This window comes from Sphingopyxis sp. GW821-FHT12F08 (genome assembly GCF_058806755.1).
In genome coordinates, this window is the sequence record NZ_JBXAQA010000002.1 from 667,370 (window position 1) to 692,436 (window position 25,067).

Sequence of the window (25,067 nt, forward strand, 5' to 3'; positions counted from 1 at the left end):
GTCATCTTCGGACGCGTTCGATTTCGGCCGTGCGCCCGGGTGAAAGATGATTCGCCTCGTCCATATGCTGCGCCGCGCGGCCGGGCTTTCGTACCGCGAATTTGCCGATATCTGGCGTGACACCAACGGCCCCCTGGTTGCGTCGTTCCAGACCGATCTCGATATCGTCCGCTATCTGCAGCTCCATCCCGACCCCGCCGGACAAGGCATTGACGCCGCAGCATCCGAAGCGCGCGGCGGCATGCTTCAGCCGTTCGACGGGATTGCCGAATATTGGTGGAAATCGGCAGATGCCCTGCGTGCCGCGCTATCGAGCGCGGCCGGCGCTTCCGCAGCCGAGCAACTGGTGGCCAGCGAAAGCCGGTTCGTCGACCTGTCAGCCTCGCCGCTTTGGATGGCGACCGAATATCCGCAAGTGGCGACGTCCCTCTCCCGTCCGGTCGCGCGCGCGCGCAGCAATGTGATGCGGCTGCACTTTGCGCTGCGACCGCCCAAGGATCTCGGCGAGGCGGAAGCCAGGCGATATTGGCTCGAGGAGCATGGCCCGCTGATCCGCTCGCATTCGCCGGCGCGCGGCCTCATCGCCTATAATCAGGTGCACCGCCGCGATGACCCGCTGGCCTCGGCGTTCGGCACGCCGCGCGGAACGACGGCGGACCCGTTCCTCGGCCACGCCGAGTCCTGGTTCGAGCGGCCCGCGGGCGCGAAGCCCTTGGCCGAAACCCAAGCCGCGATGGATGCCGCGATCGAGGACGAGCGGCAATTCATCGATTTCAGCAGCTCGACCATCCTGGTCGGGAAGGAATTCGTCTTCGTCGATCGAGAATGGGCTCAGTAGAACTATGGACAAGCTGGACGGCATGGTCGCTTTGGTAACGGGCGCGGCGCGCAAACGGGGGATTGGCCGCGCCATCGCGCTTCGGCTCGCCGAAGACGGGGCGGATGTCGCGGTCACCGCGATCGCGCGCGACCCGTCCGAATATCCGGCGCATGAGCGCGAAGAAGGATGGCAAGGCGCGGAGTCCGTCGCCGAGGAAATTCGCGCGATGGGCCGCCGCGCGATCGCCATCGACCTCGACGTCACCAGCGACGAGCAGGTCGCGGATGCGATTGCGCGCACCACGGCCGAACTCGGCGACCTCACGGGCCTCGTCAACAATGCCGGCATCGCCAGCGAGGCGGCTGCAGCCTCGATCGCAGACATGGACGATGCGCTTTGGCATTCGACGATCGATATCAATCTCAATGGCGTGTATCGCATGTGCAAGGTCGGCGTCCGCGCGATGCTGGCGCATGGACGTCCGTCGGCGGTGGTCAACATATCGTCGCTGGCCGGGCGGTTCGGCTTTGCCAATTATGGCGGATATTGCGCCAGCAAGTTCGGAGTGATCGGCCTGACCCAGCAATTGGCCGCGGAAGTCGCAAGCCAGGGCATCAGGGTCAATTGCATCTGCCCCGGTTCGATCGACACGGACATGCTCGATGGCACGATGTCGCGCAAGGCGAAGGTCGCGGGCATGGAGTTCGCCGACTATAAGGCGAGCTACAACCAGACGATCATCCCGATGGGACGCAGGGGCCTTGCATCCGAACAGGCATCGGTGGCGTCCTTCCTGCTGGGGCCGGACTCAAGCTACGTCACCGGGCAGACCATCAACGTGTGCGGCGGTTACAGGATGGACTGACGGGCCGCGGCAAGTCCTGGGAAAGCGAAGATGCGTAACCGGCAATGGCTCCTCGCCCGTCGCCCGGACGGACTCTGTGTTCCGGACGACTTTCTGTATCGCGAAGAAGCCTATCCATCGCCCGACCTTCGCGCGGGCGAGGTCCTGATCCGGAACATGGCCTTTCTCTGCGCACCGACCATCCGCAACTGGATGGACGAAGAGACGGGCAATTTCATGCCTTCGATTGCGCTGGGCGAGCCCGTTCGCGGCCCCTCTGCCGCGCGCGTGATCGCGTCCGCGAACCCCGACTTTCCTGCGGGAAGCCGGGTCTGCACGATCGCGGGCTGGCAGGATTTCGACGTGGTATCTCCGACGCGGGCGCTCATCCGTCCGATCCCCGACGGCTTCAGCTTCATCGACGCGCTCGGGCCCGTCGGCATGAACGCGCTGACGGCCTATTTCGGGCTCATCGAGATCGGCAAGCCGAAGGCAGGCGAGACCCTGCTGGTTTCGGGTGCGGCCGGCTCGGTCGGGAGCGTCGCCGCCCAGATCGGCAAGATCCTCGGTTGCCGCGTGATCGGCATCGCCGGCGGCACCGACAAATGCGCCTGGCTCGTCGAGCAGCGCTGTGTCGATCAGTGCATCGACTATAAGAGCGAAGACGTTGCCGCGCGGATTGCCGCCCTTTGTCCCCAGGGTGTCGATATCTATTTCGACAATATCGGCGGTGCGACGCTGCAGGCCGCCATCGACAATATGGCGCGACACGGCCGGGTCGTCCTGTGCGGCCAGATCTCCGGCTATAATGACGGGGCAGCCGAGAACCGCCTCGGGAACCTCATGCGCCTCGTATATGGCAGCATCCGCATGGAAGGCTTTCTGGCCTCCAACTTCATCGCGCAATTCCCACAGGCGATGTCCCGCCTCGCCGGATGGATCGAGGAAGGCCGCCTGCTTCACCGCGAGGATGTGCGGGTCGGGATGGAGGTGCTGCCGCTGTCGCTGAACGCGCTGTTCGACGGCTCGAATCAGGGCACGTTGATCGTGCAGATCTCGGACGATGCGAGGCAGTCGACCTGACCCGGCCGCTACATTGAAAATGCGATTCTATCCGATTATTTCTCGGAGTATGTGACTGTCATCAACTAGATTGAAGTACACACGCGGGAGTACTGTATATCAACCTTTTGTAATTAAATAATTTATATATTGGATTCCCTCCGGGCCGATAATGTGAATTGACATTTATCCGAAAATATGTCGATTATTCGCCATCCGAAATGAGACAAGATGGGAGAGCGCAAGTGAGCGCAGAAGTGTTGGAATCGGCGCGTCCGTCGCACGTTCCCGTCGACCGCGAGGTCGACTTCGATATCTACAATCCTTGCACCCTCGAGGCCGACCTGCACCAGGCCTGGACACGCATGCGCGAAAGCACCCCGCACGGCATCGCCTGGACGCCGCACAACGAAGGCCATTGGATTGCGCTCGCCCCCGAACTGGTCTCGGCGGTTCTTTCGGACAGCACGCGCTTTTCCAACCGCATCGTCCTGGTACCGAAGTCGACCTCGGGTGAAGCCTATAGCGAATTCATCCCGCTATCGCTCGACCCGCCGCGTCACAGGCCCTTCCGCAAGGTTCTCGACGAACAATTGAAGGTCGGGGCGGTGAATGCGCTCGAAGGCAGTATCCGCGAGCTGACCGTGTCGCTCATCGAGGCGTTTCTTCCAAACAAGCGCTGCAATTTTGCTCACGAGTTCGCCGAACATCTCCCGCTGCAGGTCTTCATGAAGCTCGTGGATCTGCCGCTCGAGAATCTCCCCGAGCTCAAGCATCTCGCCGACCAGTTCACCCGCCCCGACGGGTCGGTGACGCCCGCCGAGGCGACCGCCCAGTTCCAGAAATATCTCGCCCCCATTCTTGCCGAACGCAAAGGATCGGGCCGGACCGACCTGCTCACCCATATCGCCGATGCGCAGATTGAAGGGCGCGACATTACCGAGGATGAGGCGGTCAACCTGGCAGGCCAGGCGATGGTCGGCGGTCTCGACACGGTCGTGAATTTCATGAGTTTCGCGATGTACACGCTTGCCGGCCTGCCCGATCTGCAAGCCGAGATTACCAGGGATCCCGGCAGAATTCCCAAGCTGGTCAATGAACTGATCCGCCGCCTTCCGATCATCTCATCGGGTCGCGAGGTCATCAACGACGTGGAGGTCGACGGCGTGACGCTGGCCAAGGGCGATATCGTCATTGCGCCGACCGAGTTGTACGCGCTCAACGAGAGTGTGAATGCTTGCCCGTTCGAGGTCGACCTCGATCGCGCGGTGAAGAAGCAGGTCACTTTCGGCGCTGGCCCGCATATTTGCCCGGGCCAGTTCCTCGCCCGTCTGGAAATCAAGATCCTGCTGGAAGAATGGTTCGCCCGGATTCCGAGCTTCCGGCTCGAGCCTGGTCAGGAAATCCGTCATCTCGGCGGCGTGACCTCGGGAACCGAGTCCTTCTGGCTGGAATGGTGAGGGTCCGCATTTGGGCGACATAGCGACGCCTCCCCGCTCAAATCGAGCGTTAGAGTCGGGCGAAGCCGACGCAACAGAGAGAAGCAGATGGCGCTGACCACGCGGATCACGGAATTGCTCGGGATCGAACATCCGATCGTGCAGGGCGGAATGCAGATTGTCGGCGTACCCGAACTGGCTTCGGCGGTGTCGAATGCTGGCGGGCTCGGCATGCTGACCGCCCTCACCTTCCCTTCAGCGGCAGCGCTGCGCGAGGCGATCGAGCGCTGCAAGGCGATGACCGCGAAGCCGTTTGCGGTGAACATCTCGGTCTTTCCGACGATGAACCCACCAGACTATCCGGCTATCGTCGACGCGATAGCCGACGCCGGTATCACCATAGTCGAGACAGCAGGGACGCCGGCCGTGCGCGAAGTCTGGGAAATGCTGCACGCGCGCCGCATCACGATCATCCACAAATGCACGTCGGTGCGCCATGCGCTCTCGTCGGAGCGGCTCGGCGTGCACGCGGTGTCGATCGACGGGTTCGAATGCGCCGGGCACCCCGGTGAAGATGACATACCGGGGCTGGTCCTGATCCCCGCAGCGGCGGACAAGGTGAAAGTGCCACTGCTCGCCAGCGGCGGGATCGCTGACGGGCGCGGGCTGGTCGCGGCACTTGCCCTGGGCGCTGACGGCGTCAACATGGGCACCCGCTTTTGCGCCACGCAGGAAGCGCAGATCCATCCGAACGTCAAACAGGCCTATCTGGACAATGACGAGCGCGGTACGGTCCTGCTGTTTCGCAAGCTCAACAATAGCGCGCGCGTCGGGCGCAACCGCGTGGCCGAAGACGTTGTCCGCCGGCTGAACGAGCCCGACTCGACCTTCGCCGACGTGGCCGAACTTGTGGCGGGTGCAAAGGGGCGCGAACTGCTTTCGAACGGCGACCTCGATCATGGGGTCTACTGGGCAAGCATGGCGCAGGGCCTGATCCATGATCTGCCCACCTGTCGTGACCTGATCGATCGGATCATGACCGACGCCGATGCAATCATCGCGCGCCGCCTTTCGGGGATGCTGCGCGAAAGAAATGCCGGCGTTCCAGCCGGGCGTTGATGACGGTGCCTTGCCGAATCACGCGGAGACGGCCGATTTTGGCCGATTGCGGACAGGCCGCCTTTGGCGCGAAAACTTGCAAGAGCGGACGTAGAACCAATAGGATATTACAACGTCATCCCGGCATCGGCGATCAGATTGGCGCCGGTGATCTGCCCCGCTTCGTCGCCAAGGAGGAAAAGGACCAGGCTGGCTGCCTCGTCGGCGGTCGCATAGCGGCCAAGCGGCGTGCGAGCGGCAAGCGCATCGAAGGCGCCGCGCTCGCTTCCGGTCTTCTCGACCAGCGTATCGAAGAAGCCATTGCCGCGGAAAAGCGGCGTTTCGACCCCGCCCGGCGCGATGACATTGACGCGGATGCCGCACGGTGCCGCTTCGAGCGCCGCGATCTTGGCGAGGTGGATCAACGCCGCCTTCGACGTGCCATAACCCGCGGTTCCGGGCGACGGCTTGACCCCCGTCGACGAGGAAATGAGCAGGATCGCCCCGCCGTCGCGCATCGTGCGCAGACTGGACCGCAGGGTCAGGAAAGCCCCGGTCAGGTTGACCGACAGCACCTGCGTCCATTTGGCGGGATCGAGATCGGCAATCGGCGTCACGGCATGGCCGATCCCCGCCCCCGCAAAGGCGCAGTCGAGGGCGCCGAAACGCCTCGCGATGTCGCTCTCCACCCTATCCCAGAACAGCGGGTCGGCGACGTCGCCGGCGGCTTCGATCAGCGGACAGTCGAGTTCGGCCGCAAGCACCGCCAGCCCCGCAGCATTGCGATCGACAAGAACAAGGCCCGACGCCCCTTCGTGGGCCGCAAGCCGCGCCACCGCCGCGCCGATACCCGACGCCGCCCCGGTGACGAGCAACGTCTTGCCGGTCAACCGCCCGGTCATGACACGCGGACCAGCAGCTTGCCGACATTGGTGCCGTCGAACAGCATGTTGAGCGCTTCGGGCGCCTGTTCGAGCCCGTCGACGATCGTCTCCTCGGCCTTGATTCGCCCCTCGCTGAGCCAGCGCGCCAGATCCTGCACCGCGCGGGGCCATATCTCGCCGCAATCGATCAGGTTGAAGCCTATGACGCGCAGCCGCTTGGCGAGCATCACCGACCAGTCGTGGCGTGCGCTGCCGCCTGCATTATAGATCGAGATCATCCCGCAAAGCGCGATGCGTCCACGCGGATTCATGCGCGCGATGCACGCCTCCATCACCGAACCGCCGACATTTTCGAACAATATATCGGCGCCGCGCGGCGTCGCCGCCTTGAGTTGGCCCTCGAAATCGTCGGCGCGATAATCGACGCCCGCATCGAAACCGAAATCGTCGATCAGCCGTGCCGCCTTTTCGGGGCCGCCCGCGATGCCGATTACCCGTGCGCCCTTGAGCTTCGCGATCTGTCCCGCGGCCGATCCGACCGAGCCAGCGGCGGCGGTGACGATTACGGTGTCGCCTTCGCCCACGTTGGCGACGTCGATCATTCCGGCCCAGGCGGTGACGCCGTTCGGGCCGCAGATACCGAGGAATTTTTCGGGCGCGATGCCGGGTAGTGCAGGGATCTTCGCCAGCCCGAGCGCGCCGCCCGGCTTCAGCGCGGCATAGTCCTGCCACCCGGTCATCCCGAAGACGAGGTCGCCGGGCGCAAAACCGTCGAGCCGCGATTCGAGGACTTCGCCAAGCCCGCCCGAACGCATCACCTCGCCGATCGCGACCGGCGGCATATATTGCGGGACGTCCTTCATCCACACGCGGTTCGTCGGGTCGACCGACAGAAAGCGCGTGCGCACGAGAACCCCGCCGTCGTCGACGGGCGGCGGGGATGTCTCCACGATGTCGAAATGATCGATCGAGACGCGATCCTCGGGACGACGCGCGAGCAGGAGTTGGCGGTTGATAGCCATGGTCGTTTCCTTTTCAGACGACGGCGTAGAGCCGGTAGCGCAGCCAGCGCTCGCGTGCGTTCGAGACGCCCTTGCCGATGCATTGCAGCCCGCTCAGCCAGGCGTAGCGGGGATCGCCGGTCTCGAAGCGCGGGCTGGTCACGACATGGTTGAGCCCGCCGGCGCCAAAGTGGACGCGGCCACGATATTCGCTGAAGATCAGCGCGCCGTCGTCGGTCTTCATCGTCGCGCGCACGTCGAGCGCGCCGATGTCGCCACCCGCGCCGACGCTGACCCAATCGGCGGCGGCGCTGCCCTGAAGCGACGCGCGGATGCGCGGTCCCTCCATCCGCGCGCCGATGACATCGACGATCAGCCAGCGGTTGAACGGCGCGTCGCGCAGGTCGTGCGTCGGGCCGAGCCGCGCCTCGACATGCGCGATCAGCTCCAGCTCCGCCTCGCCAATCTCCGCGAAGCGGTCGGTGAACGCCGCCTCGCCCATCAGAAGCGCATCGTCGCGGTCACACCATAGGTGCGCGGCGCATTATAGGTGCGGTTGCCGAAACCGAGTGCGCCGACGTCGAGGCCTTGCACGACGTGGCGGTTGTCGGAGAGGTTCTTGCCCCACAGCGCAACCTCCCAGCGGTCGTCGGCGGCGGCGATGCCGATACGCGCGTCGAACAGCCAATAGCTGTCGCCCGCGATCACCGGGTTGTTCGTGGCGTCCTTGAAGACGCTGTCGCTGTAATGCGCACTGCCGCTGAACGACAGGTCGATCCCCGAGGTGACGGCGAATTCGTAGCGCGCACGGCCGGTGAAAGTGAAATCGGGCGCGTTGGGCAGCTTGTTCCCCGCCGCGATCGGTCCGGCGCTCGTGGCGAAGGCACCGAGCCGCGTATCGAGCAGGCCAAGCCCTGCGAACAGGCTGAGCCCCTTCACCGGCAGCCAGGTCAGGTCGAAATCGGCGCCATAGACGCGCGCGCTGTCGATATTGCCGAGCTTCTGGATCGTGATCGGCCCGGAATCAACACGGATGAAGGTCTGCACGTCGTCATAGTCGTAATAAAAGAGGCTGGCGTCGGCGAGCAGGGTCCGGTTCGCGAGTTCGGCGCGCGCGCCGATTTCATAGGCGGTCAGATCTTCGGGCCGATAGGGCGCGAGTTCGCCGCTGCTGGTCGTGATGCCGCTGAAATAGCCGCCGCTCTTCCGCCCGCGCGCAACGCTCGCATAGATCAGGCTGTCGTCCGACGGTTTGAACTCGAGCGCGATGCGCCCGGTCAGATTGGTGTCCTTGATCCGGTCGTCGATAAAGCTCAGCTGGGCGGGTCCGGGCACACCCGGGGCACAGAGCCCGGCGGCGATGCAGAGCAGCGAGAAGCCGAGCGGGTTGAGGTCGGTCGTCCCGCCGACATAGCTGCGCTTCTCGTGCGTCAGGCGCAGACCAGTGACCAAGGTCAGCCGGTCGGCGACATGCCAGTCGATATTGGCGAAGAGCGCGGTCGCGTCGGTCTTTTGCAGCGCATTGATCACCGTCTGCGTCGCGAACAGGTCAAGGTGATTGCCCGGCGTGAACACCGTCACCTTGTCGTGCGACCAGAAGCCGCCGACGATCCATTCGGCGATCCCCGTTTCGCCCGACAGGTGCAGCTCCTGCGAAAATTGCTCGATCTTGTCGTTCTGCAGAAAATCGACCTGCCGCGCCGGGGTCGCGTCCGAATCGACGTCGAAGCCGCGATCCTGCCAGCGATAGCCGCTGATCGACGTGAGTTTTACCGCGCCCAGATCAGCCTCGACCTTCAGCGTCGCGTCCCAGCTGTCGATGTTGTAAAAGGCGTCGCGCGCCCAGTCGCCGAGGAAGGGATCGCCATCGGTGTCGGTGTAGCCGAAGAAATCGGTGCACTGGCTGTTGTCGGGGCGCCCCGCGAGATAGGGCGCGCAAGGTCCGCCGGTCAGCGGATTGACCGCGCCGAAAAACTCGCCCTGGCCGAGTTCCGAATTGGACCGCATCCCCTCGATCTTCAGATTGACGTCGATGTCGCTTGTCGGCTGCCAGCGCAATTGCAGTCGCCCGGTCACGATATCGCGCTCGCCGAGCGTTTCGCCGGGCAGCAGGCGGCTTTTCCAATAGCCCTTGCCCTGCTGCACGGTGCGCGCCGAAATGCGCGCCGCAAGCGTTTCGGACAGCGGCACGTTGATGAAGCCTTCGGCCTCGAAATTCTGGTAATTGCCATATCCGGCGGTCAGCGAACCCGCGAAGTCGTGGGTCGGCCGCGCGGTGATGATGTTGATCGCGCCCGCGGTCGAATTGCGGCCATAGAGCGTGCCCTGCGGCCCCTTGAGCACCTCGATCCGCGCGAGGTCATAGATTTCGCTGCTCATCAGCGCGGTCGAGACGAGCGGGATCTCGTCGACATAGATCCCCGCCGAAGGGCTGTTGGTCGCGCTGAAATCGTCGAGGCCGATGCCGCGGATCGTCACGACCGGGATCGCGCCGGGCACCTGTTCCTTGATGTCGACGTTGGGCACCGCCTGCGCCAGATTCTCGATCTGGCTGATCCGCCCCTCGGTGATCGCTTCAGCCGACAGCGCCTCGATCGCGATGCCGACATCGGTCAGCCGTTCGGCGCGGCGCTGCGCCGTGACGATGATCGGTTCGCTGCCGATGCTTTCCTGCACCGCCGTTTCCGGGGCTTCCTGTGCGTGCGCAACGCCCGGACAAAAGGCGGCCGAGGCGAGCAAAAGCGCTGCGGCCCGGCGCGATAGCGTGTGTGATATCTGCTTCATCCCATCCTCCCAACCGGGCTTTTGCCCGCACTCCCGTTTTCGATTCCGTCTGTCGCGGATTTAACAAATGAGTATGTCTGCATCACGACATGCAAAATTGGACTTGTCAAGCGATTCTACATATGGGTATGAGAATATTCGAAAGGGCAGAATCACCGATGAACGCAAAGCGGCGAACCGAAGCGGAGCTAAAGCTGGTGCAGAAGCGCAGCCGGCGCGACCAGCTGCTCGACGAAGCGGCGCGGCAATTCAATGCGCGCGGCATTTCGGGAACCTCGCTTGCGGACATCGCCGGCGCGCTCGGCCTCACGCGCGCGGCGCTCTATTATTACGCCGACGACCGGCAGGACCTCGTCTTCCAATGCTATCGCCGCGCGTGCGAAGCGCTCGGCCGCGACCTTGCCGCGGCGGCACAGGTCGAAGGCCGTGCGCTCGACCGGATCGGCGCCTTCGTCACCCGCAGCCTCGCGCCCGATCGCGTCGAAGAAGCGGTTCTGAGCGAGGTTGCCTATCTGGGCGACGAACAGCGCTCGACCATCGAGGCGCTTGCCGCGGGGGTGCTCGCGCAGCTCGTCGACCTCATCGAAGCAGGTCAGCGCCACGGCGATATTCGGCCGTGCGATGCCGCTGTCGTCGCGCGGGCGCTCATCGGCATCGTATCGTGGGTGCCGCTCGCGCCGCGTTGGAGCGGCGACGATCCCGCCATCATGCGCCCGCGCATCTGCGCCGCGGCGATCGACCTTGTCCGCGACGGGATATGCGCCGCGCCCGATCGCGCATCATCGCTTCCCCGGATCGACGTCGCGGCGCTGCGCGGCGAACGCGGCAACCCGTTTCGCCGCGAAGAAGCGGCGGCGATGAAGCGCGAGGAATTGCTGCGCATCGCCTCGCGCCTCTTCAACCAAAAGGGCATCGACGCGACCTCGCTCGACGAAATCGGCGCGGCGCTCGGCGCCACCAAAGGCGTCGTCTATCATTATCTGACCGATAAGCCCGACCTCGTTGCACAATGCTACCGCCGCGCCTTCGCGCTCGGCGACCGGGTGATCGGCGCGATCGAAGCCTATGAAGGTGACGGTTTCGCACGCGCCGTGGCGGGTTTCCGCCTGCTCGTCGAGATGAATGCGCGCGCCGAATTTTCGCCGCTCGTACCGCTCGCGGGGATCGAGGCGCTCGAGCCCGAGGCGCGGCGGGAAATCGTCGCGCTGGCGCGCCGGTCCGAAGATATTTTCCCGGCCTATGTCGCGGCGGGAATCGCCGACGGCACGATTCGCGCTATCGACGTGACCGGAGCCGCAGTCGCCCTTGCGGGGGCCTTCGGCTGGATTCCGAAATGGTTCGATGGCGAAGACGAGACGATGGTGAACCATATCGCCGACGAATTTGCAGCGCTTTACGCCGTCGGGCTGCGGGCGCGTTGATGGGCGCGCCGATCGCGGGCCGCGTCGCGCCGGGGTTCGAGCCCGTTGCCGATGCCTTCGCGGCCAATTTCGAACGCACCGGCGCCTATCGCGAAATCGGCGCGTCGCTGGTGGTGTTTCGCCGCCGCGAATGCGTCGTCGACCTGTGGGGCGGCCAGGCCGATCGGGCAGGCGCGCGGCGCTGGACGCAGGACACGCTCGTCAATCTCTGGTCGACGACGAAGGCGGTCGCCGCCTTCTGCATCGCGTTGCTCGTCGATCGCGGACGACTGCGTTACGACGACCGCGTCGCCGAGCATTGGCCCGAATTCGCCGCGCAGGGTAAAGGCGATGCCACCATCGCGCACATCCTGTCGCATCAAGCGGGCCTTCCCGGCTTCGCCGAACCAACGACGATCGACGATCTGTTCGATCATGCGCTTTGCGCGGCGCGGCTTGCGGCGCAGGCGCCGCTCTGGGAACCCGGCACCGCCAACGGCTATCATGCCGCGACCTATGGCTTCCTCGTCTCCGAACTCGTCCGGCGGGTCGACGGCCGGACGCTCGGCCGCTTCCTCGCGGATGAGCTCGCGGGCCCGCTCGGCGCCGATTTCCACATCGGCCTGGCGCCCGAACAGCGCGCGCGCGTCGCCGAGCTGGTACCGCCCGATACCCCAGCCGATATGAGCCAGGTCGAGATGAATCCGGCGATGATGCTGGCGCTGGGTAGCCCCGCGATGGACCCGAACCGTGCGAACGAGCGCGCATGGCGCGCCGCCGACCTGCCGGCGCTGAACGGCCACGGCTCGGCGATGGGGATCGCCACGCTCTATGCGGCGATGCTTGCGCCCGACGGTCCCTGCTCGCCCGCCACCATCGCGCGCATGACCGCCATCGCCGCCGACCGCCCCGATCTGGTCCTCGGCTTCAACCCGCAATGGGGGATGGGCGTCGCGCACAATGGCACGGGTATGTTCGGTCCCGACCCGGCAAGCTTTGGCCACAGCGGCTGGGGCGGATCGTTCGGATGCGGCGATGCCGCCACCGGAATCGCGATCGGCTATGCCTGCAACCACATGGGCCCCGACCTCGTCGGCGACCCGCGCGCGACTGCACTATGCCGCGCTATATTCAACATCGGCTGACAGGCGCGTTCGCTCGCATCGCTTATGGTGTTCGCTTTTGGCCGGTTGGGGACGGTCCGGTTACCAGCGGCATGAAGCGAAAGCAGACGGTCGATGCTCGACCGATCCCTCGGTCCACTGTAGCGTGAGCGCTTTGAACCTGCGTTCGGATGGGCGATGGACCGCATCGATGCGATGAAGATATTTGTGACGGTGGTCGACGAGGGCAGCCTTGCGGGTGCGGCGCGCCGCCTGCACCGTTCGCCGACCGCGATCCGCCGCGCGATCGCATCGCCGGAAGCGCATGTCGGAGCGGAACTGCTGCACCGCACGACACGCAGCATCCGTCTCAGCGAAACGGGCCAGCATTATGCCGCGTCGTGCCGCCGCATCGCTGGACGCTGTATCAACCGGCCAAAAACGGCTACTCCTGCGGATCCGCGCAGGAGAGGAGAAGGATGGATCGGCTGGACGCCATGCGGGTCATTCTTGCCGTGGTCGACGCCGGCAGCCTGTCGGCGGGCAGCCGCAAGCTCGGCGCGCCGCTTCCCAGCGTCAGCCGCAAGGTCGCCGAGCTCGAACGCTTCCTCGGTACCAACCTGCTCGTCCGCACCAGCCGCAACATCCAGCTGACGGACGCGGGGCGCGACTATGTCGAAGGCGCGCGACGGATCATCGCCGACCTCGAGGAAACCGAACGGCGCGCATCGGGTGAATATCAGACGCCGCGCGGCGCGCTGACGGTTACCATGCCGGTCGAATTCGGCGCGCGCCATGTCATGCCCGTCGCGCTGTCGTTCATGGCGGAATATCCCGAGGTCACGCTGAACCTCATCACCTCCGACCGGCTGGTGCATATGGTCGACGAGCAGGTCGATGTCGCGATCCGCCTCGGCCATCTCGCCGACAGCGCGCTTTACGCAGTCAAGGCCGGCGAGTTTCGCCTGATCACCTGTGCCAGTCCGCAATATCTGGAGCGGCGCGGCGCGCCGGCCGGCCCCGCCGACCTGCCCCGGCACGACGGCATATTCTTTGGTCCGCCGCCGCTGTTCTGGAACTACCGCGTCGATGGCGAGGACATGCTGTGCGCCCCGCGCACGCGAATCGCGGTCAACAGCGCGGCGGGCAATCTCGCCGCGGCGCTCGCTGGCGTCGGCGTCGCCCGCCTCTTCGACTATCAGCTGTCGGGACAGATCCAGTCGGGAGCGCTCGTCCGCCTGCTTCCCGACGACGATGGCGGACCGCGCCCGGTGCATATCGTCTATCCGCGTCAGGGGCTGCTGCCGCTGAAGGTACGCGCCTTCATCGATTGGGCGACGCCGCGGCTGCGCGCCGCCTGCGCCGGTTTCAACTGCCCCTGACCCGGGCCTTGCCGCGGATGAGAGGCTCGCTCTCGCTTTGCCCGGCTACCGGCAAAATAGCCCTCGCCTAAATCGCTCTGGTCCGCCCCGACCCATCGGCCGGCCGGCACCCACCCCTGTTGGAAAGGAAAAGCGATGAACGAAGCAAAGGGCACCGCCCTCATTACCGGAGCGTCGAGCGGCATCGGCGCAATCTATGCCGACCGTCTGGCGCGTCAGGGCTATGACCTGATCCTCGTGGCGCGCAGCGCTGCAAAGCTCGACCGGGTAGCCCGCACAATCCGCGAGGCGACCGGCCGCACCGTCGAGACGCTACCGGCCGATCTGGCCAATCCCGGCGATCTTCGCCTGGTCGAGGCGCGCCTCACCAACGACCGCCACATCGCGCTGCTGGTCAACAACGCCGGCATCGGATCGACCGCGCGCGCGCTCGACGCCGACATCGATGCGATGAGCGCGATGGTGTCGCTCAACGTCGAGGCGCTGATGCGGCTCAGCTATGCGGCGGTCCCGGCCTTTGTCGCACGCGGCCGCGGCACGATCGTCAACATCGCCTCGATCGTCGCGGTGGCGCCCGAGGTGCTCAACGGCGTCTATGGCGGCACCAAGGCTTTCGTCCTCGCCTTCAGCCAGAACCTTCAGCACGAACTCGCCGGCACCGGCGTGCAAGTCCAGGCGGTGCTGCCGGGCGCGACGGCAACCGATTTCTGGGACATCGCGGGCACCCCCGTCGAGCATCTGCCCGGCGAGATCGTAATGCAAGCCGACGCCATGGTCGACGCCGCGCTCGCCGGCCTCGCGCGCGGCGAGCCGGTAACGATCCCCGGCCTGCACGACGAATCCCGCTGGACCGCCTTCGAGGCGGCGCGGCAGGCCATGGCGGGCGAACTGTCCACCAGCACCCCGGCGGCCCGCTACCGCGCCGCCTGATCTCTCCCCACCCCCACTGACAAGGAATATCATCATGTCCAAGACCATCGTCTACACCGGAAAGACCCACACCAGCGGCGGCCGCGACGGCGCGGCGCGCAGCAGCGACGGCGAACTCGACGTCAGGCTGTCGCCGCCCGGATCGCCGCGTCCCGGCACCAATCCCGAACAGATGTTCGCCGCCGGCTGGTCGGCCTGCTTCCTCGGCGCGATCGGCAAGGCTGCGATCGAGCACGACCTGCGCCTGCCCGCCGATGCGGCGATCGACGCCGAAGTCGATCTCGCGCTCGACGAGGCCGACGGCTATTCGCTGATCGCGCGCCTCAACGTCAGCCTGCCGGGCATCGACCGGACCACCGCCGAAGCGCTCGCCGCACGTGCGCACCAGATCTGCCCATATTCGAAGGCGACGCGCGGCAATATCGCGGTCGAGATCCACATCGCCTGACACGCTCCCCCGCCGCCGTGCCCGTCAGCAATGTCCGGGCGCGGCGGCTTTTTCATGCCCGGTTCGCACATTTTGAGAGGCTCGCTCTCGGTTTCGCCGTCTGCCGCCTGCGGCGTGGAGCGAATATATGGACAGTGACCCCGGCGCCCTTCGCGACCGGACAGAAACACCAGAGGATCATCATGAACACGCATCTCAAACGGAAAATCGCCTTCGCCCTGTTGATGGGGATCGTGACGACGGGGATCATCTCCTTCACGCTGCTCTCGCTCAACCTGGGCTTTGCCGAAGGCTTTGTCCTGACCTGGCTGCGCTCGTGGAGCGTCGCCTATGTCATCGTCATCCCGGCCATCCTGCTCATCGGCCCGCGCCTGCAGGCGCAGGTCGATCGGGTCATCGGTTGACCCGCCGGCGCCATGCGAAGGACCCCGATATGACAAAAAATCTTCTCCGCGCTTTTGTCGCCACAGCGCTGACCCTCGGCGCGCCGATGGCACCCGCCATGGCGCAGGTCTCGCCCGATCGCGGGCAAAAGGCCGAAATCGGACCGATCGAGCTCGACCGCGATATCGTGCTGCGGCACATGGTCGTCCGCCCCGATGCGCCGAAGGGCGTGGCCCTGCTCCTCCACGGCTTTCCCGAGACGCTCTACGCGTGGCAGGACGTATCCGCGGCGCTCGCCGGCGATTATGAAGTCCATGCCTTCGACTGGCCGGGTTTCGGCCAGTCGTCGCGCCCGCCCGCCGACGCCTTCGCTTATTCACCCCGCGATTATGCGGAGGTCCTGAAGGCCTATATCGACAAGGCCGGGATCGACCGGTCGCGGCTCGTCATTTACGCGACCGACATCGGCGCGCTGCCCGCGCTGCTCGCCGCGCTCGACGATCCGGGCATCGCGCGCGCGATCATCGTCGGCGACTTCGCGCCGTTCGACCGGCCGGACTATATGCAGGAAAGGCTGCAGGCGTTGAAGTCGCCCGCAACGAACGCAGCGGTCCGCGCGCAGTTCAACGCCGGGCGCGACGAAATTCTCGAAAACGCCATGCGCCGCGGCCTGACGCCCGGCGAACAGTTCGAAATCGCCCCCGCCTTCAAGGCCGACATGGCGCAAGGCTGGACGCATGGCGCGATCACCAGCGCCGACGCCTTCGCGCTCTATTACGCGCAGTTCACGCGCGACCAGGCCTATTTCGAAGCGAATATCGCGCGGCTGCAGACGCCCGTGAAGGTCGTCTGGGGCGCGAAGGACATCTATATCGACAAGGCAATGGGCGCAGAATTCGCCGGGCGCCTGAATGCCCGGCTCACCCTGCTCCCCGGCGTCGGCCACTACCCCCATTTGCAGGCACCACAGCAGACCGTCGCCGAAATCCGCGCGGCTCTCACCGAAAAGGAACAATAGGATGAACGCCACCATCAAGACCCTGTTCGCCGCCGCCCTGCTGGCCGCCGGCTCGGCAATGGCCGCAGCCCCGGCGCCCGAAGGCGTCACGCGCACCGACCTCCAGCGGCACGATCTGTCGATCGCGGGCCGCGAGACGGTGCAGGCGCGCATCGACATCGCCCCCGGCGCGGTCGCGCCCTGGCATCGCCATCCCGGCGAGGAGGTCATCTATATTCTCGAAGGCACGCTCGAATATCAGCTCGAGGGTCAGGCACCCGTTACGCTGAAGGCGGGCGACGTCCTGTTCGTTCCCGCCGGCGTCGCGCATATGGCGCGCAATCGCACCGCTGCGAACGGCGCCGAGCTGGCGACCTATATCGTCGAAAAGGGCAAGCCGCTGCTCGTCCCCGCCGGCGACATCGCGCCATGAGCCGCACGATGCTGGCCGCCGCTGTGCTCGGCCTCACCCCGCTTGCTGCCGCGCACGCCGAGCCGAAGGCCACGCCCTTCCTTCCGCTCGCGTACGAACCAGCCCCCGAGCTGGTCGTCGATCCGCCGCTCGCCGCGCCGCTCGCCCGCGGCGCGGTGATCATCCCCTATCGCACGACGCATTTTCGCATCCTGCCGATTTTCGGCGCGGGCGCGAGCCATGTGTCACCGCGCGCCGGGCACCTGCATGTCAGCGTCGACGACCTGCCGTGGCGCTGGGCCGATGCGGGCGACAATGACAGCGTCGTCGTCGTCGGCCTGCCGCCCGGCCCCCACAAGATCCTGATCGAACTCGCGACACCCGAGCACAAGGTCGTGGCAGGAAAGGCGGTGTCGTTCGTCGTTCCGGCAACGCCCGTCGTTACCGCTCCGCCGGCACCAAACGCCCACCACTGACCACCGCCTTTACCCGACGAACGGCCGATCTTCGGTCAAAGGAGACCATCATGAAAATACCCCGCATCGCCACCGCCACCCAGCCCGCAAGGCTGCTCGCGGTCTTCATCGTCGATACCGACGACCGCGAACTGACCACCGCGGCCGAAACGCATGAAGGGAAAGTCCCATGACCCAGCGCCTCGACTATAACCGGATCGCGCCCGGCGCCGTGAAAGCGCTCGGCGGCGTCTATGGCTATGTCTCGCAGTCCGGCCTTCCCGCCGACCTGATCGAACTCGTCTATCACCGCATCTCGCAGATCAACAATTGCGCCTATTGCCTCGACATGCACAGCCGCGCCCTCGCCAAAATGGGCATCGCGCCCGAAAAACTGGCGCTGGTTCAGGCATGGGCGGAAGCGGGCGGGTTATTCAGCGCCACCGAACGCGCCGCGCTGGCCTGGGCCGAAACGGTCACGCGGGTCGCGGAAACCGGCGTGCCCGACGAAGCCTTCGCCGCGGCGCGCACCGTTTTCGACGAAAAGCAGCTGGTCGACCTGACGGTCGCCGTCGGTTTGATGAACGCCTATAACCGGATGGCGATCGGTTTCCGGAACACCCCGCAGGCGGCTCTGCCGGCCTGACCAAATGACGACAATGGCATTCCCTCGCGGAAGCACCATATTTTAATGCGAAATGGAGATTCGAAATGACCGAATATCGCAAGACACCCAAAGCGCTCGCGGCCCTGTCCGCCGAGCAATATCGTGTGACGCAGGAGAGCGGCACCGAGCGGCCCGGTACGGGCGAATATCTGGGCAACAAGGAACCCGGCATTTACGTGGACATCGTCTCCGGCGAGCCGCTGTTTGCGTCATCCGACAAATATGAATCGGGCTGCGGCTGGCCGAGCTTCACCAAACCGATCGAGCCCGCCAATGTGCACGAGCTGCGCGACGCGACCCTCGGCATGATCCGGACCGAAGTGCGCTCGGCGCATGGCGACAGCCATCTGGGACATGTGTTCGAGGATGGTCCGCGCGACCGCGGCGGGCTTCGCTATTGCATCAACTCGGCGTCGCTGCGCTTCGTCCATCGCGACGATATGGAGGCCGAGGGTTATGGCGCCTATCTCGACCAGGTGGAGGACGTGGCATGAGCACCGAACGCGCGCTTCTCGCCGGCGGCTGCTTCTGGGGCATGCAGGACCTGGTGCGGCGACAGCCCGGCGTGATTTCGACCCGCGTCGGATACTCGGGCGGTCATGTCGCCAACGCCACCTACCGCAATCATGCCGGCCACGCCGAAGCGATCGAGATCATTTTCGACCCGGGCGTCACCAGCTATCGCGCGCTGCTGGAATTCTTCTTCCAGATCCACGATCCGACAACGATGAACCGCCAGGGGAACGACATCGGCGACAGCTATCGATCGGCGATCTTCTACACGAGCGACGAGCAAAGGGCAGTGGCGGAAGACACTATCGCGGACGTCGATGCCTCGGGCCTCTGGCCCGGGAAGGTCGTCACCGAAGTCACGCCGGCGGGCGACTTCTGGGAAGCCGAACCCGAGCATCAGGATTATCTGGAGCGCCTCCCCAACGGCTATACCTGCCATTTCGTGCGTCCGGGCTGGAAGCTCCCGCGACGCGCGACCGAGGCATAGCGATCAACGCAGGCTCGCGCACAATTTTGTGCCGTTTGCGGCCGGCCGGCCTTGCCTAGGGTCAGGACCCATCAATTGCACGTTCGAGGCGTCGAAATGGTGCGCCACCCAGTCTGGAGCGAACCCGTCTCTGCCTGAAATTCCCTGTTCTTAGGGAATTAACAGGGAAATCATCAATTTTCGGACGCGTTGTGCGCCCCATCGTGGCCCTAAACCCCTGCAAAAGCGCGGTCTTCAGGCCATCGGCGTCGAAAATTCCCTGAAAAATAACAGGGAATTCTTCTCCCGATAACAGGGAAGATAATTCCGTCGAACAGGGAACGCACCGCGCGATAACAGCGATTGGCGAAGGCATATCAGGGATGGCTGTTTCTGGACGGAGTCGGGGACCAGCGCAGCGCGGCAGTTCGTGGACGCTCGCGGCAGTATCCTTCGAGCGTGCCTGCCGGGCATCGGAGCCGGCAACCACAAAATTGCGGCAAGCCGTGCATTTCGAGCGATATTGTTCCTTTTAATGTCCTTCTAATGCCCCTTTTTGTTCCTATGTCCGATCTGGGCAAATCAACAGGACAGGGGCATCATGATCCAGGCATCGTCACAGCTGGTCGAACGCGATATTGCGTCGCTGCGACCATATGCGCGCAACGCGCGCGCCCATTCGAAAAAGCAGGTCAAACAGATCGCAGCGTCGATCGAGCGCTTCGGCTTCACCAACCCGGTGCTGGTATCCGATGATGGCGAGATCATCGCCGGTCACGGACGCGTCGAGGCGGCGAAGCTGCTCGGCTTGCGTAAGGTTCCGACCCTGGCGCTGTCGCATCTGAACGATGCCGAACGCCGGGCCTATGTGCTCGCCGACAACAAGCTCGCGCTCAATGCCGGCTGGGACAAGGAGATGCTCTCGATCGAACTGCAGGGCCTGATCGACCTCGACTTCGACGTCGAGCTGACCGGGTTCAGTCTGGCTGAGGTTGATTTTGTCTTGGACGAGGCCGGGGACAGCGATCCCGCTGGCTCCGATGCACCCGAGGATCATGTTCCCGAGATATCGGGAACCCCTGTAAGCTTGATGGGTGACGTCTGGCTGCTCGGTCGCCACCGCCTGCTGTGTGGCGATGCACGCCGGTCTGATCACCTAGCACTGCTGATGCAGAATGAGCGCGCCGACATGGTGTTCACCGATCCGCCCTATAATGTGAAGATCGACGGCAATGTCTGCGGCCTGGGATCGGTCAAGCATCGTGAGTTCGCGATGGCGACCGGCGAGATGAGCGAAGACCAGTTCGTGCGCTTCCTCATCGAAACGTTGGGTAACATGAGCAGCGTGATGCGCGACGGCGCTATCGCATTCGTGTGCATGGACTGGCGCCATATGGGCGAACTGCTCGCGGCGGGCCGGTCGGCGTTTACCGAACTCAAGAACCTTGTCGTGTGGAACAGGACCAACGGCGGCATGGGTGCCTTCTATCGCTCGAAGCACGAGCTGATCTTCGTGTTCAAGCAGGGCAGCGCCGAACACACGAACAGCTTCGGCCTTGGCGAGACCGGTCGCTATCGGACCAACGTATGGGACTATGCCGGCATCAGCAGCATCGGTGCGAACCGCGGGGACGAGCTCGCCATGCATCCCACGGTCAAGCCGGTCGCGCTTATTGCCGACGCGATACGCGATTGCTCGCGGCGCGGTGAGATCATTCTCGACGCTTTCGGGGGCTCAGGGTCAACGCTGATCGCGGCCGAGAAGACCGGGCGCAGTGCTCGCCTTGTCGAGTACGACCCCATCTACTGCGACACCATCGTCCGGCGCTGGGAGCAGCTTACCGGGAAACGAGCAACGCTGGCGGCGAGCGGGGCCTGCTTCGAGGACGTCGCTTACGCACGTCCGCTCGGGGCGGTGGAGGCCGCCGAATGAGCAGCGAGGACCGGGACAGCAAGGCCCTGTCCACTGCCCTTGTCCCTGCCACCGTGGGTTATTGCCAGCCACCGGTCGAACACCGGTTCCAGAAGGGGCAGTCCGGCAATCCGAGAGGTCGGCCGAAGAAGTCCCGCCAGTCCAAGCCTTCTTTTAATCCGTCCCACCAGCCGACCGATGGCCTTGTGCTGGAGGAAGCGTATCGGCTGGTATCCATCCGCGAGGGCGATCGGATGATCGAATTGCCGGCGATCCAGGCATCGACGCGGGCGCTGGCGATATCGGCGATGAAAGGAAGCCGGCTCGCCCAGAAGCAGCTCGCCGACATGGTGGCGCCATCGAAGCGAAGCGGCACGAAGGCCAGTTGCAGCTTCTCGACACCATGATCGAGTACAAGAAGCGGTGGACCGCCGAGCTGAAACGCCGGCGGCAGTTCAACATCGACGAGCCAGATCCTGTACCGCATCCCGACCACGTCATCCTCAACCTTCGCAAGGGGACCGTTGATATCGAAGGTCCTGCCGACGAGCAGGAGAAGGAGTTCTGGGATCACCGGTTCGCGCGCATGGGCGACGCGCAGGAAAGCGTCACCTATTTTGCACGCAAATATCGTCGGTGCCGTGACGACCGGCTCAAGGCACAGTATCTGGAGGAGTGGCACTTCGAGCAGCGCATGTTCGATCTGCTCAACGACAGCCTTCCCGAGCGGCACAAGCGCAGGCTTGCCGACCGCTCATACGCCGAAGGCGCATCGCGTCAGGGAAAGACGCTTGAGGAGTTCCGCAGGAACAAGGCCATGCGCAAGGATTTTGTCGGCGATTGACGCATCGGCTACAGACGAAACGCGGTCTCCGGCAGTTCGTGGCCGGTTACGGACTTTCCGCTAATGAGCCCAAATCGCGAAATGCAGACATTGGATCTCTTACTGGATCGGCTATTACGATAACCAGAGCGAATGATGAAAGACTCTCAATCGGTACGAAGGTCGTCGTTGGTGTCGAACGTCGAGATCCATTCAGCCCAGAGTCGAACGAATTTCAGGAAATGAGCCTCGCGCACCGCCACAACTCGATATGTTTCCGCCTCGTCCCGCTGTGCTTGACTTTCCTCGTAACGGGAGAGGAAACCAAGATACTCCACTCGCGTTCCGGCAACCTCATAGCCCTGAGCGTTCAGGTAGACGATGTTGCCGTGGGCCAGCGCGTTGCGCAGGACGCGTAGTACCTCCGAGACCTTGCGGCGTTCGATGGTATTAGCCTCCGGCGACATCGTCGGTCGATCCTCCGCGTCTCGCGAGGCGCTGACTTCGTTGGGATTGCTGACAATGCGAGCGAATTTCCATTCCGCCGACGCGGCGTCTGCCAGAAGTTCGGCTTCCACCCATCGCATCTTCGCGAACTGCCGCATTGCGTCGGCCAGTTCATCATAGCCGTTGTGCATTGGATGGCGGGCTTGCAGCCTCTCGAACGGGACCGTGAGCATCGAGGAGGCCAGCATGACCGAAAATGTGCCGGTCAGATCCATCCCCTCCGCTTCGGGCGCAAGTCAGTCGAGCAGCGCGAGGCACCGCCGGGGATATTCGACGACGAAGCGGTTCGGAATCATATCCTGTTCACCCTCGTCTGCGCCCCTGGCCTCATGTTCCGATCTGACGTTCGGTGTCGTCGACGAGCTTCTGATAAGATCTGGCGAAATCCCGGCTCGTCTCGTCGAGATCGATCTCGAGATATTGATTCCGAACCCTCGCAACCACCGAGGTGAGCGTCCCGGCCAAGGATGAGACAATCATCCTGATGTCATTAGCAATCTTCATTTCCTGCTCGAAGTTGCGGTGGGGGCCGGGAACACCAAGCGCATGCACCCAAGGCGAACTGGTGTCGCGATAGACATGATCGAAGCCGAGAGAGGCCTTGAGGTCATGAAAGAGCGACCGCAACTGATCTTCGAGGGGCTGGTCGTATAGCCGGAAGCTCGGGCTTTCGATCAGCGGCTCAAGGCCGTCGCTCATGACGATCGCGAAATAGTGAAGCCGGTCGGGCATCTCCTGAACATGCATGCCGAGCATGTCGATGCTGATGTGACGAAAGAACCAACGAAGGTTCACCACATCGCGTTCGAGCTTGATCTCGGCTTCCGATTTTCCTTCGAGATCGCGTGGCCGGAGCGGTTCCTGATCGAGGATGGTCTCGACAGCCAACGTCACGAGAGCTGTCAGCTTCTTCTGCTCGGCGGCTATCGGCTTCTCCTTTTCCGCCATCTTGTATCGCGATATTCGATGACGGTCGAAGTCGAAAGGCAGCTTGTCAAACGTCGAGATGGTGTCGTTGAACAGCAAGATAATACGGTCCCAGCCAAGGTGGGCAGCGGCAAGCCCGAGTTCGAACGTGACATTCGGATTGGGAAGGCTTTTGCCATCCGGCATCACCGCTATCGAGGTGATATCGCCGACGAAGATGTCGCTGCTCCGAAGCTTCTCGGCCAGTTTTCCGGGGATATAGGGCGAGCCCGCCACATCTCTTGTCGCTTCATCCGAGGTCACCGGCTCGCCGAACTTCTGGGTCATCGCCGCCGCCGCCGCTTTGACGGCGGCTCGAATAGCGCGCGTATTCGCATTCGGTGCTACGTCGCTCTGCCAGGAGAAGAATATTTTGGTCATAGCAACCATCTAGAGACGAGACGCACAATGGCAAGGATGCCGGAAGCGCAGCGGCGGCGGGCGCATGTGCCGGAACTGAGCGGGGCCGGCCCGCGAGAGACCAGCCAACGACAGGGGAAGATATGTAACTAAGCTGTGGAGTATCGACGGCAACAGGCTCCTGCCGATGGCGGCGGAACGGCTCGACGGGGAAGATCGTCTCGAGAAGTGGCTCGAAGACGATATCGCGATCCTGGATGCCTCGCTGCTCATCATCGGCAGGCAGGTGGTAGCGCCGCACCAGGGGCGGATCGATTTGGTGGCAATAAATGCCGAGGGATCGGTCACCGTGATCGAACTGAAACGCGATCGCACCCCGCGCGATATCGTCGCCCAGGTCCTGGATTATGCGAGCTGGGTTTCCGGACTCGACACGCCGGCCATCTACGCGCTGGCGGACAATTACCTGGTTGCGAAAGCGAGCACTTTTGTCGAAACCTTTGAAAAGACATTCGGCGCGCCGCCGCCAGAGCCGCTGAATGCCAGCCACTCAATGGTGATCGTCGCGAGCGCACTCGATCCGGCTTCGCAGCGGATCGTGGAATATCTCGCGCGTATCCACGACGTCGGCATCAACACGGCCTTCTTCACGGTCTTCGGCGATGGACGGGGCCAGTATCTCGCCGCCGACTGGCTCATCGATCAGGAGGAGGTCGTCGAGCGCACCGAGCGGCGGGCGAAAGCGCCTTGGTCGGGCATCTGGTACGTGAATGTAGGTGATGGCCCTTCGCGAGCCTGGGAGGATATGCGGCGGCTCGGCTTCATTGCCGCAGGCGGCGGCCGCGTCTATTCAGGACCGCTTGACAAACTGGAGCCTGGGGCGCCGATTTACGCTTATCAGAAAGGTTCTGGCTATGTCGGCCATGGCATCGTCACTGAGAGCGCGGTGATCGCTCGGGACGCGGTGATCGATGGCCGGCCGAGACGATCAAAGGGTCGGCGCGTCCCTTGGTGGTGCCTGCCCCTGCGGCCACCGCCCAGCCGCGGGTGCCGGTCAGATTGCTGAGATCGGACAGGTCGAACGCGGCGTCGATCGTGTCGGCGCGGCTCGTGCGCCAATTCGTGCTGGAGATCGGCCTCTGAATGGAAGATCGGGCGGCGCTTGCCCAATGATGCCAGCACCGGTTCGATTTCGATCACGCGTTTGCCCCCATCCAATTTGCCCGCTTTCCATAACCGCGGACGCCGCGCGGTGCGAACAGAAGACCCGCTGCGCTGACCGCCCTCGATCGGACCCACGCCGGCCGGCCGCATACAACGTGCCGACAAACATGCGCATGATTATCCCCAATCGAAGCCCAACGTATCGCGCGATGCTAGCAAGAGCAGTTTCGTTGGCAAGCTACCTTG

28 protein-coding genes and 1 pseudogene are annotated in these 25,067 nt (G+C 64.2%); 23 read left to right on the forward strand and 6 right to left on the reverse strand.

Annotated elements, in window-relative coordinates:
• Window positions 1-46 precede the first annotated feature (46 nt).
• The 5 genes from AC1RNQ_RS07960 (at window position 47) to AC1RNQ_RS07980 (ending at window position 5,284) form a co-directional block, all read left to right on the forward strand.
• Complete coding sequence (locus tag AC1RNQ_RS07960) at window positions 47-838, forward strand: EthD domain-containing protein (RefSeq protein ID WP_493170279.1); 792 nt, start codon at window positions 47-49, stop codon at window positions 836-838.
• Between the two features lie 4 nt (window positions 839-842).
• Window positions 843-1,685, forward strand: coding sequence for an SDR family NAD(P)-dependent oxidoreductase (locus tag AC1RNQ_RS07965; RefSeq protein WP_493170282.1), 843 nt, complete (start codon window positions 843-845; stop codon window positions 1,683-1,685).
• A 30-nt stretch (window positions 1,686-1,715) separates the two neighbouring features.
• Window positions 1,716-2,747, forward strand: a complete 1,032-nt coding sequence (locus AC1RNQ_RS07970; protein WP_493170284.1) for an NADP-dependent oxidoreductase — start codon at window positions 1,716-1,718, stop codon at window positions 2,745-2,747.
• 224 nt (window positions 2,748-2,971) lie between these two features.
• Window positions 2,972-4,186 carry a cytochrome P450 gene (locus tag AC1RNQ_RS07975; protein ID WP_493170286.1) on the forward strand — a complete coding sequence of 405 codons (1,215 nt, stop codon included), beginning with the start codon at window positions 2,972-2,974 and terminating at the stop codon, window positions 4,184-4,186.
• 87 nt (window positions 4,187-4,273) lie between these two features.
• Window positions 4,274-5,284: an NAD(P)H-dependent flavin oxidoreductase gene (locus tag AC1RNQ_RS07980; RefSeq protein WP_493170289.1), complete on the forward strand. Its 1,011-nt coding sequence runs from the start codon at window positions 4,274-4,276 to the stop codon at window positions 5,282-5,284.
• A 107-nt stretch (window positions 5,285-5,391) separates the two neighbouring features.
• Here AC1RNQ_RS07980 and AC1RNQ_RS07985 read toward each other — a convergent pair whose 3' ends face one another.
• The 4 genes from AC1RNQ_RS07985 to AC1RNQ_RS08000 are packed head-to-tail and all read right to left on the reverse strand — an operon-like array spanning window position 5,392 to window position 9,932.
• Window positions 5,392-6,165, reverse strand: coding sequence for an SDR family NAD(P)-dependent oxidoreductase (locus AC1RNQ_RS07985; protein WP_493170291.1), 774 nt, complete (start codon window positions 6,163-6,165; stop codon window positions 5,392-5,394).
• Window positions 6,162-7,169 carry an NADP-dependent oxidoreductase gene (locus tag AC1RNQ_RS07990; protein WP_493170293.1) on the reverse strand — a complete coding sequence of 336 codons (1,008 nt, stop codon included), beginning with the start codon at window positions 7,167-7,169 and terminating at the stop codon, window positions 6,162-6,164. The genes AC1RNQ_RS07985 and AC1RNQ_RS07990 overlap by 4 nt, the downstream gene beginning before the upstream one ends.
• Window positions 7,170-7,182: 13 nt before the next feature.
• Window positions 7,183-7,650, reverse strand: coding sequence for a DUF3237 domain-containing protein (locus AC1RNQ_RS07995; protein WP_493170294.1), 468 nt, complete (start codon window positions 7,648-7,650; stop codon window positions 7,183-7,185).
• Window positions 7,650-9,932 carry a TonB-dependent receptor gene (locus AC1RNQ_RS08000; protein ID WP_493170296.1) on the reverse strand — a complete coding sequence of 761 codons (2,283 nt, stop codon included), beginning with the start codon at window positions 9,930-9,932 and terminating at the stop codon, window positions 7,650-7,652. Before AC1RNQ_RS08000 ends, AC1RNQ_RS07995 begins: the two co-directional genes overlap by 1 nt.
• 197 nt (window positions 9,933-10,129) lie before the next feature.
• On the opposite strand from AC1RNQ_RS08000, the gene AC1RNQ_RS08005 reads away from it, so the two are divergent.
• From AC1RNQ_RS08005 to AC1RNQ_RS08085, 17 genes and pseudogenes are all read left to right on the forward strand, one after another.
• Window positions 10,130-11,353 (forward strand): TetR/AcrR family transcriptional regulator, encoded by a 1,224-nt coding sequence (locus AC1RNQ_RS08005; RefSeq protein WP_493170298.1) that lies wholly within the window; start codon window positions 10,130-10,132, stop codon window positions 11,351-11,353.
• On the forward strand, window positions 11,353-12,477 hold the full coding sequence (locus AC1RNQ_RS08010; protein ID WP_493170300.1) for a serine hydrolase domain-containing protein: 1,125 nt from the start codon (window positions 11,353-11,355) through the stop codon (window positions 12,475-12,477). The genes AC1RNQ_RS08005 and AC1RNQ_RS08010 overlap by 1 nt, the downstream gene beginning before the upstream one ends.
• A gap of 174 nt (window positions 12,478-12,651) precedes the next feature.
• Window positions 12,652-12,762, forward strand: a pseudogene (locus AC1RNQ_RS08015) (helix-turn-helix domain-containing protein); the annotation flags it as partial.
• A gap of 152 nt (window positions 12,763-12,914) precedes the next feature.
• On the forward strand, window positions 12,915-13,817 hold the full coding sequence (locus AC1RNQ_RS08020) for a LysR family transcriptional regulator (protein ID WP_493170302.1): 903 nt from the start codon (window positions 12,915-12,917) through the stop codon (window positions 13,815-13,817).
• Window positions 13,818-13,952: 135 nt separating this feature from the next.
• Window positions 13,953-14,747 carry an SDR family NAD(P)-dependent oxidoreductase gene (locus AC1RNQ_RS08025; RefSeq protein ID WP_493170303.1) on the forward strand — a complete coding sequence of 265 codons (795 nt, stop codon included), beginning with the start codon at window positions 13,953-13,955 and terminating at the stop codon, window positions 14,745-14,747.
• 34 nt (window positions 14,748-14,781) lie between these two features.
• Window positions 14,782-15,195: an organic hydroperoxide resistance protein gene (locus AC1RNQ_RS08030; RefSeq protein WP_493170305.1), complete on the forward strand. Its 414-nt coding sequence runs from the start codon at window positions 14,782-14,784 to the stop codon at window positions 15,193-15,195.
• A gap of 182 nt (window positions 15,196-15,377) precedes the next feature.
• Window positions 15,378-15,599 (forward strand): DUF2798 domain-containing protein, encoded by a 222-nt coding sequence (locus tag AC1RNQ_RS08035; protein ID WP_493170306.1) that lies wholly within the window; start codon window positions 15,378-15,380, stop codon window positions 15,597-15,599.
• Window positions 15,600-15,628: 29 nt separating this feature from the next.
• Window positions 15,629-16,597, forward strand: coding sequence for an alpha/beta fold hydrolase (locus tag AC1RNQ_RS08040; protein WP_493170307.1), 969 nt, complete (start codon window positions 15,629-15,631; stop codon window positions 16,595-16,597).
• 1 nt (window position 16,598) lies between these two features.
• Window positions 16,599-17,009 (forward strand): cupin domain-containing protein, encoded by a 411-nt coding sequence (locus AC1RNQ_RS08045; RefSeq protein WP_493170309.1) that lies wholly within the window; start codon window positions 16,599-16,601, stop codon window positions 17,007-17,009.
• The gene (locus AC1RNQ_RS08050) at window positions 17,006-17,464 is read left to right on the forward strand and encodes a DUF6130 family protein (protein WP_493170311.1); all 459 of its coding nucleotides are present in this window, start codon (window positions 17,006-17,008) and stop codon (window positions 17,462-17,464) included. The genes AC1RNQ_RS08045 and AC1RNQ_RS08050 overlap by 4 nt, the downstream gene beginning before the upstream one ends.
• A gap of 50 nt (window positions 17,465-17,514) precedes the next feature.
• Window positions 17,515-17,637: a hypothetical protein gene (locus tag AC1RNQ_RS08055; RefSeq protein ID WP_493170313.1), complete on the forward strand. Its 123-nt coding sequence runs from the start codon at window positions 17,515-17,517 to the stop codon at window positions 17,635-17,637.
• A complete protein-coding gene (locus tag AC1RNQ_RS08060) occupies window positions 17,634-18,089 on the forward strand; it encodes a carboxymuconolactone decarboxylase family protein (RefSeq protein WP_493170315.1) in 456 nt (151 codons plus the stop codon). Before AC1RNQ_RS08055 ends, AC1RNQ_RS08060 begins: the two co-directional genes overlap by 4 nt.
• 65 nt (window positions 18,090-18,154) lie before the next feature.
• A complete protein-coding gene (msrB, locus tag AC1RNQ_RS08065) occupies window positions 18,155-18,604 on the forward strand; it encodes a peptide-methionine (R)-S-oxide reductase MsrB (RefSeq protein ID WP_493170317.1) in 450 nt (149 codons plus the stop codon).
• A complete protein-coding gene (gene msrA, locus AC1RNQ_RS08070) occupies window positions 18,601-19,110 on the forward strand; it encodes a peptide-methionine (S)-S-oxide reductase MsrA (RefSeq protein ID WP_493170319.1) in 510 nt (169 codons plus the stop codon). Before msrB ends, msrA begins: the two co-directional genes overlap by 4 nt.
• Window positions 19,111-19,690: 580 nt before the next feature.
• A complete protein-coding gene (locus AC1RNQ_RS08075) occupies window positions 19,691-21,022 on the forward strand; it encodes a site-specific DNA-methyltransferase (protein WP_493170320.1) in 1,332 nt (443 codons plus the stop codon).
• On the forward strand, window positions 21,019-21,408 hold the full coding sequence (locus AC1RNQ_RS08080) for a DUF5681 domain-containing protein (protein ID WP_493170321.1): 390 nt from the start codon (window positions 21,019-21,021) through the stop codon (window positions 21,406-21,408). Before AC1RNQ_RS08075 ends, AC1RNQ_RS08080 begins: the two co-directional genes overlap by 4 nt.
• Window positions 21,405-21,845: a hypothetical protein gene (locus AC1RNQ_RS08085; RefSeq protein WP_493170323.1), complete on the forward strand. Its 441-nt coding sequence runs from the start codon at window positions 21,405-21,407 to the stop codon at window positions 21,843-21,845. Before AC1RNQ_RS08080 ends, AC1RNQ_RS08085 begins: the two co-directional genes overlap by 4 nt.
• A gap of 146 nt (window positions 21,846-21,991) precedes the next feature.
• On the opposite strand, the gene AC1RNQ_RS08090 is transcribed toward AC1RNQ_RS08085, so the two are convergent.
• Window positions 21,992-22,546, reverse strand: a complete 555-nt coding sequence (locus AC1RNQ_RS08090; protein ID WP_493170325.1) for a HEPN family nuclease — start codon at window positions 22,544-22,546, stop codon at window positions 21,992-21,994.
• 112 nt (window positions 22,547-22,658) lie between these two features.
• On the reverse strand, window positions 22,659-23,678 hold the full coding sequence (locus AC1RNQ_RS08095; RefSeq protein WP_493170327.1) for a hypothetical protein: 1,020 nt from the start codon (window positions 23,676-23,678) through the stop codon (window positions 22,659-22,661).
• A 166-nt stretch (window positions 23,679-23,844) separates the two neighbouring features.
• On the opposite strand from AC1RNQ_RS08095, the gene AC1RNQ_RS08100 reads away from it, so the two are divergent.
• Window positions 23,845-24,723: a DUF8606 domain-containing protein gene (locus AC1RNQ_RS08100; protein ID WP_493170328.1), complete on the forward strand. Its 879-nt coding sequence runs from the start codon at window positions 23,845-23,847 to the stop codon at window positions 24,721-24,723.
• The last annotated feature ends 344 nt before the right edge of the window (window positions 24,724-25,067 follow it).

What these genes read in the sequence shown, in the direction of transcription:
- AC1RNQ_RS07970 (WP_493170284.1), top strand. Translation starts at nt 1,716, where the DNA reads ATGCGTAACCGGCAATGGCTCCTCGCCCGTCGCCCGGACGGACTCTGT.
- msrB (WP_493170317.1), top strand. Translation starts at nt 18,155, where the DNA reads ATGACCGAATATCGCAAGACACCCAAAGCGCTCGCGGCCCTGTCCGCC.
- AC1RNQ_RS08095 (WP_493170327.1), bottom strand. Translation starts at nt 23,678, where the DNA reads ATGACCAAAATATTCTTCTCCTGGCAGAGCGACGTAGCACCGAATGCG.
- AC1RNQ_RS08050 (WP_493170311.1), top strand. Translation starts at nt 17,006, where the DNA reads ATGAGCCGCACGATGCTGGCCGCCGCTGTGCTCGGCCTCACCCCGCTT.
- AC1RNQ_RS07965 (WP_493170282.1), top strand. Translation starts at nt 843, where the DNA reads ATGGACAAGCTGGACGGCATGGTCGCTTTGGTAACGGGCGCGGCGCGC.
- AC1RNQ_RS07960 (WP_493170279.1), top strand. Translation starts at nt 47, where the DNA reads ATGATTCGCCTCGTCCATATGCTGCGCCGCGCGGCCGGGCTTTCGTAC.
- AC1RNQ_RS08020 (WP_493170302.1), top strand. Translation starts at nt 12,915, where the DNA reads ATGGATCGGCTGGACGCCATGCGGGTCATTCTTGCCGTGGTCGACGCC.
- AC1RNQ_RS08030 (WP_493170305.1), top strand. Translation starts at nt 14,782, where the DNA reads ATGTCCAAGACCATCGTCTACACCGGAAAGACCCACACCAGCGGCGGC.
- msrA (WP_493170319.1), top strand. Translation starts at nt 18,601, where the DNA reads ATGAGCACCGAACGCGCGCTTCTCGCCGGCGGCTGCTTCTGGGGCATG.
- AC1RNQ_RS08025 (WP_493170303.1), top strand. Translation starts at nt 13,953, where the DNA reads ATGAACGAAGCAAAGGGCACCGCCCTCATTACCGGAGCGTCGAGCGGC.
- AC1RNQ_RS07985 (WP_493170291.1), bottom strand. Translation starts at nt 6,165, where the DNA reads ATGACCGGGCGGTTGACCGGCAAGACGTTGCTCGTCACCGGGGCGGCG.
- AC1RNQ_RS08035 (WP_493170306.1), top strand. Translation starts at nt 15,378, where the DNA reads ATGAACACGCATCTCAAACGGAAAATCGCCTTCGCCCTGTTGATGGGG.
- AC1RNQ_RS07980 (WP_493170289.1), top strand. Translation starts at nt 4,274, where the DNA reads ATGGCGCTGACCACGCGGATCACGGAATTGCTCGGGATCGAACATCCG.
- AC1RNQ_RS08090 (WP_493170325.1), bottom strand. Translation starts at nt 22,546, where the DNA reads ATGGATCTGACCGGCACATTTTCGGTCATGCTGGCCTCCTCGATGCTC.
- AC1RNQ_RS08000 (WP_493170296.1), bottom strand. Translation starts at nt 9,932, where the DNA reads ATGAAGCAGATATCACACACGCTATCGCGCCGGGCCGCAGCGCTTTTG.
- AC1RNQ_RS08045 (WP_493170309.1), top strand. Translation starts at nt 16,599, where the DNA reads ATGAACGCCACCATCAAGACCCTGTTCGCCGCCGCCCTGCTGGCCGCC.
- AC1RNQ_RS08085 (WP_493170323.1), top strand. Translation starts at nt 21,405, where the DNA reads ATGATCGAGTACAAGAAGCGGTGGACCGCCGAGCTGAAACGCCGGCGG.
- AC1RNQ_RS07990 (WP_493170293.1), bottom strand. Translation starts at nt 7,169, where the DNA reads ATGGCTATCAACCGCCAACTCCTGCTCGCGCGTCGTCCCGAGGATCGC.
- AC1RNQ_RS08075 (WP_493170320.1), top strand. Translation starts at nt 19,691, where the DNA reads ATGATCCAGGCATCGTCACAGCTGGTCGAACGCGATATTGCGTCGCTG.
- AC1RNQ_RS08010 (WP_493170300.1), top strand. Translation starts at nt 11,353, where the DNA reads ATGGGCGCGCCGATCGCGGGCCGCGTCGCGCCGGGGTTCGAGCCCGTT.
- AC1RNQ_RS07995 (WP_493170294.1), bottom strand. Translation starts at nt 7,650, where the DNA reads ATGGGCGAGGCGGCGTTCACCGACCGCTTCGCGGAGATTGGCGAGGCG.
- AC1RNQ_RS08080 (WP_493170321.1), top strand. Translation starts at nt 21,019, where the DNA reads ATGAGCAGCGAGGACCGGGACAGCAAGGCCCTGTCCACTGCCCTTGTC.
- AC1RNQ_RS08100 (WP_493170328.1), top strand. Translation starts at nt 23,845, where the DNA reads ATGGCGGCGGAACGGCTCGACGGGGAAGATCGTCTCGAGAAGTGGCTC.
- AC1RNQ_RS08060 (WP_493170315.1), top strand. Translation starts at nt 17,634, where the DNA reads ATGACCCAGCGCCTCGACTATAACCGGATCGCGCCCGGCGCCGTGAAA.
- AC1RNQ_RS08040 (WP_493170307.1), top strand. Translation starts at nt 15,629, where the DNA reads ATGACAAAAAATCTTCTCCGCGCTTTTGTCGCCACAGCGCTGACCCTC.
- AC1RNQ_RS08055 (WP_493170313.1), top strand. Translation starts at nt 17,515, where the DNA reads ATGAAAATACCCCGCATCGCCACCGCCACCCAGCCCGCAAGGCTGCTC.